This window comes from Pseudanabaena mucicola FACHB-723 (assembly GCF_014696385.1).
Lineage (GTDB): Bacteria > Cyanobacteriota > Cyanobacteriia > Pseudanabaenales > Pseudanabaenaceae > Pseudanabaena.
The window spans coordinates 112,878-125,522 of record NZ_JACJQB010000004.1 but is presented as its reverse complement, the minus strand read 5'-3'; the positions used below and the strand labels follow the sequence as shown (position 1 = coordinate 125,522).

At 43.8% G+C, this 12,645-nt stretch carries 8 protein-coding genes; 4 read left to right on the top strand and 4 right to left on the bottom strand.

What is annotated here, in order from left to right; translation table 11 throughout:
* Positions 1-33: 33 nt before the first annotated feature.
* Both H6F41_RS04185 and psb27 read right to left on the bottom strand, forming a co-directional pair.
* A complete protein-coding gene (locus H6F41_RS04185) occupies positions 34-1,296 on the bottom strand; it encodes a sensor histidine kinase (RefSeq protein WP_242022905.1) in 1,263 nt (420 codons plus the stop codon).
* A 96-nt stretch (positions 1,297-1,392) separates the two neighbouring features.
* Positions 1,393-1,923 carry a photosystem II protein Psb27 gene (psb27, locus tag H6F41_RS04180; protein WP_190402220.1) on the bottom strand — a complete coding sequence of 177 codons (531 nt, stop codon included), beginning with the start codon at positions 1,921-1,923 and terminating at the stop codon, positions 1,393-1,395.
* A 385-nt stretch (positions 1,924-2,308) separates the two neighbouring features.
* On the opposite strand from psb27, the gene H6F41_RS04175 reads away from it, so the two are divergent.
* The 3 genes from H6F41_RS04175 to hisI all read left to right on the top strand — a co-directional run bounded on the left by H6F41_RS04175 (position 2,309) and on the right by hisI (position 5,746).
* Complete coding sequence (locus H6F41_RS04175; RefSeq protein ID WP_190402219.1) at positions 2,309-3,589, top strand: DUF4912 domain-containing protein; 1,281 nt, start codon at positions 2,309-2,311, stop codon at positions 3,587-3,589.
* A 211-nt stretch (positions 3,590-3,800) separates the two neighbouring features.
* Entirely contained in the window at positions 3,801-5,387 is a 1,587-nt protein-coding gene (locus tag H6F41_RS04170; RefSeq protein WP_190402218.1) for a protein kinase domain-containing protein, read from the top strand.
* A gap of 26 nt (positions 5,388-5,413) precedes the next feature.
* Positions 5,414-5,746, top strand: a complete 333-nt coding sequence (hisI, locus tag H6F41_RS04165; RefSeq protein ID WP_190402217.1) for a phosphoribosyl-AMP cyclohydrolase — start codon at positions 5,414-5,416, stop codon at positions 5,744-5,746.
* Between the two features lie 79 nt (positions 5,747-5,825).
* Here the strand turns inward: hisI and H6F41_RS04160 are convergent, their stop codons facing one another.
* Positions 5,826-10,316 (bottom strand): PDC sensor domain-containing protein, encoded by a 4,491-nt coding sequence (locus H6F41_RS04160; protein WP_190402216.1) that lies wholly within the window; start codon positions 10,314-10,316, stop codon positions 5,826-5,828.
* 329 nt (positions 10,317-10,645) lie between these two features.
* On the opposite strand from H6F41_RS04160, the gene H6F41_RS04155 reads away from it, so the two are divergent.
* Entirely contained in the window at positions 10,646-11,485 is an 840-nt protein-coding gene (locus tag H6F41_RS04155; RefSeq protein WP_190402215.1) for an alpha/beta fold hydrolase, read from the top strand.
* 41 nt (positions 11,486-11,526) lie between these two features.
* On the opposite strand, the gene leuB is transcribed toward H6F41_RS04155, so the two are convergent.
* The gene (gene leuB / locus H6F41_RS04150; protein ID WP_190402214.1) at positions 11,527-12,609 is read right to left on the bottom strand and encodes a 3-isopropylmalate dehydrogenase; all 1,083 of its coding nucleotides are present in this window, start codon (positions 12,607-12,609) and stop codon (positions 11,527-11,529) included.
* Between the last annotated feature and the right edge of the window lie 36 nt (positions 12,610-12,645).

The window sequence follows — 12,645 nt, the reverse complement described above, 5'->3', positions numbered from 1 at the left end:
CGCTTCGCGCTGCAACCACTTTCTTAGTTTTTATTACAAGAACGGTAAAAATATAGTCAAAATTTCGCCATCATAGGCAGCACTAGTTGAATGCATTCTCACTGTTAGTTTGCCACCAAGCGCTTTTAACAGAGTCTTGGTAGTCGGTAAGCTCAAACTTAATGTCCCCGTTTCAGGCTGGAGCATTAACCACTGTCCAACGGCTTTTAGTAATGGCAAATCACCACCACTATGCTGAGTCACCTGCGATTGAAATTGGAGTTTCAGATATTCACCAGCACTGGTCAGGATCAACTGAATATGACTATCGGGAGGGAAACTACGAACTAAGCGATCGACCAAACCATTGAGAACTTGAGCTAGAAGCATCGCATTACTGGAAATCATCGGAATTTCCGTCGGCAAAATCATCTCTAGGGAAATTTGTCGCCGCCCTGCATATTCTTGCCAGCGCATAAATCCATCACTCAAAATATCGGTGATTTGGGTTGCTTCTAAAAGAATCGGATAGCTATCTAACTGTGCGGCTTCAAAAATGAGATTAAACCGTTCGATCTGCTCTGTACATTCAGCATCAACCCGATCTAGCCGATTCTTCACTTCTGCGGATATATCCTTACGCCGCTTTAGCGATCGCACTAGCATCCGAATCGTCGTGAGCGGAGTCCGCACTTCATGGGTAATTGCCTTGATGATATCAACTTCCTGAATTTCAGGAATCGGCAATTCCTGATGTATTGAAGACTGCGCCATCAAAATTGCCCCAAATCTCGCCATGATTTGATAGGGTGGCAAGACTGGGGGAAATTTGTGCAAATTATTCTGCCATAGGGCTTGTTGCTCAGAGCGACGGAGGCGCGGCAAGAGGCTATCTAACACCTTTGCGATCGCAATTGGATGCAATGACCAAAGACAAGTATGATTTTTTGCCGATGATACGACCAGAGCGCTAAAGGTCTCGGTCACTAAAACACAAAACCATTCTTGATTAAGCAGATCAGCCTTGGGAATCGAAACTACCTGCGTATCGCCAATTGGCAAAGTCCCCGTTGGAAATAATGAAGATTTGCTTGTTGTAAATACCCAAGTTTGTAAATTGGTTTGGCGAAATGCCGCATTTGCCAAAATGTGAGGATTATGAGTCAACAACATGCCCTTGAGAGGCATCTGCATCGATAACTGTTGCAAAACTGCGATCGACCGATGCCAAAATTCCTTAGCCTCGGTTTGGTGCAACTCTTCCACAAACTCAAGGGTTTCTGGGTCTTGATGCAAAGCCTCGTATATTGTTGCCAATCCTGTCGCCAATGTTTACTGTCCTTCGCCTATTCACAGCTTTTCAGGAAGCTTAGCTGAAGGCGGCTTCCTGAAAATAAAATCGATTGATAGAGACTAGCGACCTTGAGCCAGTGCAGTTTCTGCACGGTCAAATTCTTGAAGGAGGCGATCACGAGTTTTCGCAGGAATAGCACGCTTGGTCGAACCATTATAGTAACCAGCCAAAGTATTTAAGGCAGTTGACATGGTGGTGTAAGAATACAAACCGCTCTTGTCGCGATCAGCGCGATAACGGGATACATAGGCATTGATCTTATATCTTGCCGAGGTCTTAACTTCATTACGATTCTCAGCATTGTCAGGCAAATTGATTGCGTCACGCAGAGTTTTGATGGTATCGGTTGTATCAGTGACATAGTTGCCCGTTAAGCCTGCATTAACCAGTGTTTGCACTTCTTTTGTCGATAAAACTTCGCCTTTTCTGGCAAATAATGCAGCATCTGCGGCTGGGGTAAAACCACCAAATACCACTAGAGCCACTAATACAAATGCGATCGCAGAACGACACAAGCCTACCCAAGAAACTTGTAAAATCTCTAGCGAATTAAATAGCAACTTAAATAAAGACTCGTATTTTGCCTTCATATTTATAGAAATGTATATATTTGTTGTCCCTTTAATCTTATGGCTTTTCGGTCAACCTCCCCTAGTATCCAAAGGAGGGGATCGTAATGTTATGAATTCATAACATTACGATCCCCAAGCCAAATTTTAAAAGTAATCGCCACAACAATGACAGGCATTTGATCTTAGCTAAGTAGTTACACTTATAAACTTCCATAAATCAGCTTAAACCAATAGAAGATATACCTTCCAGCCATTGACCATCTTCAAAAATTTGGCAAAATGGACTTAGCTACAGACCGATCCCTAAAAATGCGGCACTAGTAATCACAACTATTTTGTAAATTGTGATACTCGCTCCACACTTAGGGATAGACATCATTAAAAGCAGTTGGAGGTTAATTGTATGGCGAGGGAACGTCCTCCCCTAGAAGAAATGACCTTGCGTCAGCTTCGCAAAGTAGCAGCAGAATTAGAGATTTCCCGCTATAGTCGGATGCGAAAATCTCAGTTACTTGCTGATATCCAAACTATTCTTACGGCTCAAGGTGCAGCCTCATCCTCAGTAGATCGTAGTAACTCGGAGACACAAGAAATCGTGGAAGCATCAAAGTTTAATTTGGGTAGTGAAGAAACAGAAGAAAACCTAGAACCACTTGCTGCCGTCGATAAGAGTATTGGCGAATTACCAAGTGGCTATGGCGAAAGCCGCATCGTTCTATTACCGCGTGATCCCCAATGGGCCTATGTCTACTGGGATGTTCCTAATTCTGAGAAAGAAGAATTGCGTCGTCAGGGTGGGCAACAGTTGGCATTGCGTCTATACGATGCCACTGATATTAACTTAGATTACCAAACCCCTAACAACCTTCAGGAATATAACAGCGATGAACTCGCCCGTGAATGGTACTTACCAATCCCCATTAGCGATCGCGATTATGTAGCTGAGCTTGGCTATCGCTGCGCTGATGGTCGTTGGTTAGTGTTGACCCGCTCTAAGGTCGTTCACGTTCCTCCCGTATTCCCATCAGAATGGGTAGAAGACAACTTTATTACTGTACCTTGGGATCAAGATCTCAAAGGTCAGACCCTATTTACTCTCGTTCCTCCTAGCAAAAAATCTGCTCCCGAACCAGAGCAAACCACAGCTAGCAACGACGATTCCTACGACGAAATCTTTAATATTGCCCGTGAAGCTGAAGTACAACGTATTTCTGGTTCACTCTACGGCTCTATGCAGCATGAATCAGGCATCGGCATGGCTCCTGAATCAATTAGCTCCTACATCTTCCCATCAGGTGCAGGTCTATTTGCAGGCGCAGCAGGCGCAATCAGTGCAAGCGGTATTAACTACTCTGGCATTGGCATGTCTAGTTACAGCTTCTTTTCTAGCGAAGCCCCAGCTCGTCCTCGTCAGTTCTGGCTAGTTGCCGATGCCGAATTGATTGTCTATGGAGCAACTGAGCCTGATGCCTCAGTAACCATTGGCGGTCGTCCAATCAAACTCAATGCTGATGGAACATTCCGCTTCCACACATCTTTCCAAGATGGCATTCAAGACTATCCAATTTTTGCAGTTGCTGCGGATGGCGAGCAAAATCGCGCTATCCACATGAAGTTCGAGCGCCAAACCCTAGAGCGTCGTACTAATACCAAGGAAGAAGCAATTCCTGAATGGATTAGCTAAATTTCTACCTTAAAAAAAGGCGACGCTGTGCGTCGCCTTTTTTTTGGAAATAATTTAACAAATCAAAACCCAAGAAGTGATTTACAGCGCAAAGCATTGCAAATCACTTCTTGAGTTTTATGTCTTAAGCAAAACTTTGATTGCTATACATATTTTGTAGGATTATAGACAAAACAATAGATCGCAACAATCTCTAACTTGGTGAAACACTATGTTGGTAGGGAAAATCTTAAAGCAGCGCTACAAAATTATTCAAGTTTTAGGAAGTGGGGGGTTCGGCGATACATACCTAGCAGAAGATACCGACTTGCCCCGCCATCCTACCTGTGTAGTCAAGCAATTAAAGCCCAAGGATACGAGTACAAACGTCTTACCGATCGCAAAAAGCTTATTCGAGCGAGAAGCTGAATATCTCTACAAATTAGGCAACAGCCATCCGCAGATTCCCACGCTATTTGCTCACTTTGAAGAAAACAATGAATTTTTTCTAGTCGAAGAGTTTGTAGAAGGGCATAGCCTAGAGCAAGAAATTCCGATCGGTCATCGTTTGACAGAAAGTGCCACTATTGCCCTGCTCATCGAAATTTTAGAAGTTCTTGCCTTTGTCCATCAAAATAATGTCATTCACCGTGATATCAAATTAGCGAACCTGATGCGCCGTCAACAAGATGGCAAGATTGTCCTAATCGACTTCGGGGCAGTTAAAGATATTAGTGTTTTGGGGACAAATTCCCAAGGTATGACCGATGTCACCGTTAGTATTGGCTCACCGGGATATATGCCTAGTGAACAGGCAAAAGGCAAGCCTCGACTCAGTAGTGATGTCTATGCCGTAGGTATGATCGGCATTCAAGCGATTACAGGAATTGCACCTGACAGCTTGCAAGAAGATCCGCAGACAGGTGAGATTTTATGGCGCAACTACGCACAGGTTAGCGATGCCTTTGCGGAGGTTCTGCAAAGTATGATTTTTTATCACTTTAATCAGCGCTATAAATCGGCGGTAGAGGCATTGCAAGCAGTGCGATCGCTATCCCCCACTAATGTTAGTAATAGCAATTATGGCAATGCAATATCAGGGAATATTGCCCCAACAGAAGTAATCTCATACTCTACTCCCAACTTGAATACCAATCCAGTTATCGCGGCTCACTCACAGGGAACACCACCACCCGATCCCACCATCATTCATTCTTCTAATACCGCGCCCCACGTCACGATCACCGACAATGGTTCTAAGCCTACTCAATTATTTCTTTGGTTGGCGTTAACAGGAATCGTCTCCGTTGGTGCTGCGATCGCAACGGCAATGATCGTCCCCAAACTGATTAATTCGCAAGCAGATCAAAGTCCCAAAGCACAGGTAAAACCCACGGAAACGGCAACCGTAACCGCCAGCCCCACCGTAACTGCCAGCCCCAGCGAAAGCATCACTCCCCCACCCGTGACTCCGCCACCAATTAGCAATTCCTCTACTCGTCAAAGTTTTGGGGCAATTGCGAGATCTCCCTCAACACAGGACAAAGGTTATTCTTGGAACTATGCAACCCGTCAAGAGGCTGAAACAAGAGCGGTTACTGAATGCGAAAAATTTGGAGCATCAGATTGTCAAGTCATGATTTGGGCAGCAAATGCTTGTTTGTCTATTTCCGAGGGATCGAATGGTTCGGCGGGTACAGCATGGTCAGTCGATAAAACTGCGGCAGAAAATAAAGCTAAGGAAGTCTGCCAAGATTTTGAAGGTGTAAATTGTACAATCACACGTACTATTTGTTTACCTGTGACGACGACTGAGTGATCTTAAAAATATAATCTGTAAATTCTATGGCTAATGATTGGATTGATAATCTCAAATATGATGAGAAAGGACTAATTCCTGCGATCGCACAGGACTATGAAGATGGCACAATTTTAATGATGGCATGGATGAATCGCCAAGCCCTAGAACTAACCCTATCAACTGGTGAAGTCCATTATTGGAGTCGTTCCCGTCAGGAGCTATGGCATAAGGGGGCGACTTCTGGGCATATTCAGAAACTGAAAAAGATATATTACGACTGCGATCGCGATGTGGTTTTAGTCAAGATCGAGCAAGTTGGCGGCATTGCTTGTCATACAGGCGCAAGAAGCTGTTTCTTTACAGAAGTGCCGATTTAAACAACAAGAGAGTTGTCGCATGATGCGACAACTCTCTTGTTACAGCGCTCTCGTAGCGATCGGCACAAGCTTCTAGGTTTTAAGTAGATTGCTTAGGAACGGTTTTATCCTGATCATCCTTTTTGGGATTAGGTTTATCTATAGTTTCAAAGGATTCGTCACTCAAGTCATCTATATTAAGACTCCCTGCTAGAAAATCTTCAATTTCACTCCTCGCTGAATTGACTAAATCTTCATCTAGATCATCAAAAGCAGAAAGATCAAACTCCTCATCAGCTTCATTAGCCATTAGCGAGTTAGAACCAAAAGCGGAGACTCCCAAATCTAAGGCAGACAAATCAGAGTGCGTCGATGTAGTCGCCGTATCTGTATCTATGCCTAGACTTTCCCAATCTTGGTCATCCTGATCAGTCAAGCTATCCAGCAAATCATTATTCAAGTTGTCATTCACTGCATTTGTCGATATTCCTGTGAGCGAGGGATAATCAGTAGATAGAACACCTAAGTCATCAAAATCTTCAAATGCCTCAATGTTAAAGTTGGCATTCTCCTCTGCATCGGTAGTCGCATTTTCCAGCCAAGTTTCTGAGAAGTTGAGGGAAGCATCTTCCTCTGTATCTAGTGACATACTCTCGTCTAGAGTTGGAGTAGCAGTAGAGAGGTTAAATGGATCGTCATCCATAGATGTTGCTGGGAAAGCCAGATCAGGCAAAGCATCATCCAAAGACTTCTCGGAAACGGCTTCTGCCGACTCATCGAGGTTCATGCTAAATATGGACGAAAGATCTGATTCATCAAAGGTTTCATCTAATTCATCATTGCTAGAATCGCTAAAGGCATCAATTTCTTGGGGTAAATCATTCAATTCTTCTAGGGAGTCAAGATCGAAGGAATCATTTTCAAATATACCTTCCAGTGATGGCTGACTATCATTCAAGTCTTCACTCGCTGGGGCAAACTCGTCATCCTCTAAAATGAGATCTGGATTATTGTCTGTTACCGTGTCGGTGATAACATCTGCACCAAATTGCTCATCCTCATTTTCAAAGAGGTTGGCAAACTCTTCCATATTTTCATCGGCAACCGTAGATATGTCCTGAATCGCGTCAGCGTTTTCAAGTCCATCAATATTTTCAAGTTCTTCTGCGATCGCAGAAGAAAAAGGATCATTCAAATCCTGCGTATACTCATTGTCAGCAAAGGAATTGCCAGTGAAGGGATCGCTGATCGCAGGAAGTGTCAATTCATTGGTTTCATCAATTTCATTAGCTTGCCAAAGACTATCGAAATCATCATTAAGCTGATCTTGTTCACCAATTTCGCTGGTTATCTCAGTTAGACTACCGAGATCACTGAAGGCTTCACTATCTTGAGCAAAGGCAGCAAGATCTTCCTCTGCAGGTAAACCCACCAGACCATCCATATCATTCATGTCATCCAATGGCAGACTAGGTACAGTAAAGTCAAAATCTGCATCTACATTAGCGACCAGAGACGGTTCATTTGTATGTAGCTCTGAATAGTCTTGATCTTCTAAGTCTGAAGGAATTGGTTCACTCACAGACTGAAAAATCTGACTCTCTTCATCTTCTAATTCTTCGATAGCTGAATATTCAGAAGTAGAAGTATCACCAACAAAAGTTGCACTAATATCTGTGGCAAATACAGCATCAGATGGTTCTTCAAAATAGATATCAGGAATCTGATCAGGTGCTGACTCTTGAGTAAATACAGCAGACATCTCATCCTGTTCGCCAATCTCAGCAAAATCATTAAGCTCCTGCGCAGCAAAAGCATCTTGCTCTGCGAAAGAATCGGATTCTGGAGATAGATCTGCAAAACTATTGAGATCTGTTTCGGCGAAAGCATCTAGTTCTGGTGATAGATCTGTAAAATTATTGAGATCTGTTTCAGCGAAAGCTTCTGGCTCTGCTGATAGATCTGCAAAATTATTGAGATCTGTTTCAACAACTGGTTCGACGAAAGCATCTAGTTCTGGAGATAGATCTGCAAAATTATTGAGATCTGTTTCAGCGAAAGCTTCTGGCTCTAGGGAAAAACCTTGATCCAAATCTTCTGCTAGATCTTGATCAAAAGCAAAGACATTTTCTGTATTTGATAATGGCTGATGCGCTGCCACTGGTTCATCGCTCCCAGCCACATCTTCAGTATCAAAGATTTGATCAAATGCTTCATCATAGTTATCTGAGATTACATCCACAGCAACTTCATCATGCTCAAAGGGATTGACGACTGCGGATTCTAAAGGAGTATCGATAAACTCATTAAATTCATCGTTGATTTCATCAGGACTATAGTTAATCGATGCATCAAAGCCAGACATATCGGCAACTGGCTCTGGATAAGCCTCATCCTCTTCACTAGGAATATAATCAATCGACGAGTCAAAACTAAAGGCATCCTCAGATGTTTCGTCATAGCTTTGCTCTGTATAGGTCTCAGCACCATAGGCAGTATCATCATCAAGATCGTTCATCCCTAGATCGTTTAGGTCTGAAGAGCTAACTGCAAAAACATCATCGGCTTCCACCGCAAAGCTTTCGGTTTCTGTCGCAAAAGGAGTATCACTAGCAAAAGGATCAAAATCAGCGCTAGATTCTAAGCTAGTTTCTGTGGTCGCAGAGGGTTCGCTAACAGAAAAGAATAGACTGGCATCATCGATCACGTCGGTCATCTCTGACTCGGAAGCATGAAAATCGTCATCCATGTCAGGAATATTAAAATCTACAGAAGTCGGCACATTGGCAAAGGCATCATCTGGTAGAGGGGTAATGATTCCAAAGCTAGTATCTTCTACAAATGAAGAGGTTGCGTCCGCAAGCAATGGATCATATTCATGTTCATCTTCCACAGAGTCTGAACTCTCGACCTGATCATGGAATGTAGCTTCATCTTGATCATAAACTTCATGCTTCAGTTCGGTCAGCAGTTCTTCTTCTAAAAATGCTTCATCATTTGTCAATGAATCTGCTATCAAGGAATTAGCTGGAGAAATTTCTAGCTCTTGGGATTGCGCTTGAGCAAAAGTACCTTCAGCAGTCTCGACAATGATTGGCTCAAAGTCTGACCCGAAATCAGGTAAATCAAGATCTAAATCTAAATTTTGCTCATCGTCGATGTCAGTTTGTGCGACTTCGTTTGGAGTAATGGCGACTGCTTGCTCAGTCAAGCTAGGACTAGGAATGTCATCGTCTAAAGACGCAACCACATCCATCAGGTCAACATCATCATGCTCACTCAGATCTGCATCGGCTTCGACATACTCTGAATAGCTATCTGACTGAGTATAGGCTTCTGGATGTACTTCACCTGAAGATTGCAGCAACTCATTACGCAGATGGATCTCATCAACCTTAATTTGTTGAAAAGTTCCTTTTAGAAGTAGCCCCAACTGATCAATTTCATCTTTGCCTGTGATGTTGGCGCTGGAGTGTCCACGTTGATCAAGGAATTGGGCGCACTCTTCGTTGAGGGGTTGGAGGCGCTTTTTGAGAGAGCCAACAAAGTTAGAAATTGCGATCGCTAAAATTGCACTCACACCTAGAAGGACACCACCAAGGGGAATCAGCAACTTACCCAAGACCGATGATGTGGGTAAATAGGTGGCAACAACCCAATCACTACCCGCCACCTTGCGATATGCCCAAATATTTCCTGCGGTTTGGGTAACACCCGTAGGTTGAGATTTTGCTTGCGTTGTTAGACTGGTAAGGGCTTCGGTAATCACAGGATCAGCAGCTTGGAACTGCTCAGAGGCGCTAATAACTTTGCCGCCGCTATTAATGACCACGAATCCTAGTTTTTGCTCAAGATTAGGATCAATGGCTTTGAGGGAAAATATATCACTTGCGATCGCATCGGCATTAACGACACCCAGAGTCCTCTGGCCGTCTTTAATCGGCACATTGTAAGTGACGATGGTTGTTCCTAAAGATTGGTAAGGTTGTGACCAAACTACTTGTCCTTTGAGAGCCTGTTGATAGCTAGCTTCTTTCTGAATATCAGGGCGATTTGCGAATAAAAGTTGATTACCTCCAGGGAGCTTTTGTCCTGTAACGCCCAAATTCAGACCTGCTTTTTCTTTCCAGACATAGGTCACATTGGGGCGAGGCGCAGGAAATAGCAAATTACCACTAGAGGCAATGCCCATTCCAACCAATGATGTGGCAGTTGGCAAGCTTTCTGCGACTAATCGTTGATAGGGAACAAAACTTGTCGGTTTGGGTTGCTGCTGTGACAACACTCGTGCCGCGCTAGCTACCCCTTGAACAGTCTGTTGAATATTGGCAAGTTTTGTTTCAATTTGCAGAGTATTGGCGCTAGTTGCTTGCTCTAATTCACGCTGTGAACCACTTAATAATTCTTGACAGAATAGATACCCTAAACCACCTAAGCCCACTAGCGATGTACCAATCGCAATTATGATTAATCCCAAGCCCATTGAACCTGTGGACTTGTGTGAAGTAGATGCAATTGGCGGTTCAGGCGATTGCTTATTAATCTTTGTGCCTGAAGAACTCGCTTGTTTTTTGTTAGATGTGCTTGCCATATGCCTTCGCTATAGGGAAAGGATCGGATATTTTTGTGAGAATTATCCTACACCATGCTTGCTCTAATCATCTGTATCGAATGGATGATGGTTTGACCCATAACCTTTAGATTGTTTTAACCGTTGTTAACTGTTTTTATAAGTCTAAAAAGATCTTATTTGCAGTGAATTAGATATAGATGTGGATGCTAGGTAAGATAATTTCAATGGGAGTATACTAGTTCTTCTTGATATTCGCCACTATTTGATTTATTTTTTTGAAGAAATGGTTACTAGTATCAATAGAATTGCCAGAAAATTACTAATAAATTACTAGGTGGATACCTCATTTGAGTTGCGATAGCAAGTTCAAAGTCCTTTGTTTACATGGGCATCCCGGCAATAGTGCGGCGATGCAAATATTTGTGAAACATTTTCAATCACAGGGGATTGAAGCAGTTGCGATTGACTTACGAGGCTACGGCAACCATAGGACAAATGCTGATTTTGCAATGTCTGATCATATACAAGATATTTGGCAAGTCTTGAGCAATGAATCAGCGCATGATTTAACTGACTATTTAATTTTGGGTTGGTCACTCGGTGGCATCTTGGCAATAGAGACAGCCCTACGCGATGGGGCGATTTCTGATGGTCTGGCGCAAAACATCAGGATTGTGGGCTTAGTTTTGATTGCGACTGCGGCAAAGCCACGCAGTAACTTACCAAAAATTGCTTGGTGGGAATATGCCAATCTTGCGATCGCAGTGGCATTACATCGACTCATTCCTCAACAAAATTGGCATATTGAGCTATTTGGCAAAAGATCACTAATTAAATATTTAATTCAGCAACATCATCGCGCTGCCTATGATCAAATTGCTTTTACGGGCGCAAAAGCCTATGTGCAGACTTCAGGCTATGCCCAGAGAGCTTTAGCTAAGGCACTAAGACAGGGCTATGATCGCACTGCGAATTTAGGCAAAATCGCAATTCCTTGTCTGGCGATTGCCGCCGCCGAAGATCGACATATCACTGCTGCGTCAACCGAGGAAACCGCTCAGTTATTACCGAATTGCGAATTTATTTGTTATCCCAATACCGCGCATCTCTTGCCTTGGGAAATTTGCGATCGCATATTGACAGATATCAGCCAATGGTGCGATCGACAGGGATGGATATCTAAATAAAACCTATGGCTCACGCTGCGCATGAGCCATAGGTTTTGATTTTAAATGGCAGCTAGCAAAGCCTCGCCCATTGCCACACAGCCCAGTCTCTCACAACCGTCAGCCATGATGTCGCCCGTGCGTTTACCAGAATCAAGAACCTTATTTACGGCTGCCTCGATCGCATCGGCGGCAGATCCTTCATTAAAGGCATAGCGCAACATCATCGCAGCACTAAGCACCTGTGCCAAAGGATTCGCCAAATCTTTGCCAGCGATGTCAGGGGCAGAACCATGGACAGGCTCAAACACCCCGGGTTTGCCAGCTTCACCTAAACTTGCCGAGGGCAACATCCCAATACTGCCCGTCAACATTGCCGCCGCATCGGAAAGAATATCGCCAAAGAGATTGCTGGTCAGGATCACATCAAATTGGCGAGGATTGCGAATGATTTGCATGGCGGCATTATCAACATACATGTGAGAGAGCTTGACATCCGCATATTCGCTAGCAATGCTGGTGACACACTCACGCCATAGTTGCGAGACTTCTAACACGTTAGATTTATCGACCGAGCAAACTGTACCGCCACGTTTTTGCGCCGCCTCAAAGGCAACTCTAGCAATGCGATCAATTTCAGGCTCGGTATAAACCATTGTATTAAAGCCGCGACGCACTCCATTTTCATCGGCAACAATGCCCTTGGGCTTGCCAAAATAAATGCCACCCGTTAGCTCACGCACAACTAGAATATCCACACCTTCAACAACTTCGCGCTTCAGGGTAGAGGCACCAATTAACTGGGGCAAAATCTGAGCAGGACGGAGATTCGCAAATAGTCCCATACCGCCGCGTAAACCGAGTAAAGCTTGTTCTGGACGTAGATGCGACGGCATGGTGTCCCACTTATCACCACCGACTGCCGCCAATAACACCGCATCACTATTGCGACATAATTCTAAGGTTTCATCGGGTAAGGGATGCCCTGTCGCATCGATCGCTGCACCGCCGACTAGAGCTGTCTCAAAGCTAAAGGTAATATCAAATTTAGGAGCAATTGCCTGTAGCACCGCAACTGCCACTTTCATGATTTCAGGGCCGATTCCGTCGCCAGGCAAAAGCGTAATCTTGTAATTTTTGGACATTTAATCTTAATTCTATGGAACAGGGGCTGAGCAGAC

Bases quoted from the DNA above. Each gene is read 5' to 3' on its own strand.
- H6F41_RS04175 (WP_190402219.1), top strand. From the start codon at position 2,309: ATGGCGAGGGAACGTCCTCCCCTAGAAGAAATGACCTTGCGTCAGCTT.
- hisI (WP_190402217.1), top strand. From the start codon at position 5,414: ATGGCTAATGATTGGATTGATAATCTCAAATATGATGAGAAAGGACTA.
- H6F41_RS04160 (WP_190402216.1), bottom strand. From the start codon at position 10,316: ATGGCAAGCACATCTAACAAAAAACAAGCGAGTTCTTCAGGCACAAAG.
- psb27 (WP_190402220.1), bottom strand. From the start codon at position 1,923: ATGAAGGCAAAATACGAGTCTTTATTTAAGTTGCTATTTAATTCGCTA.
- H6F41_RS04170 (WP_190402218.1), top strand. From the start codon at position 3,801: ATGTTGGTAGGGAAAATCTTAAAGCAGCGCTACAAAATTATTCAAGTT.
- leuB (WP_190402214.1), bottom strand. From the start codon at position 12,609: ATGTCCAAAAATTACAAGATTACGCTTTTGCCTGGCGACGGAATCGGC.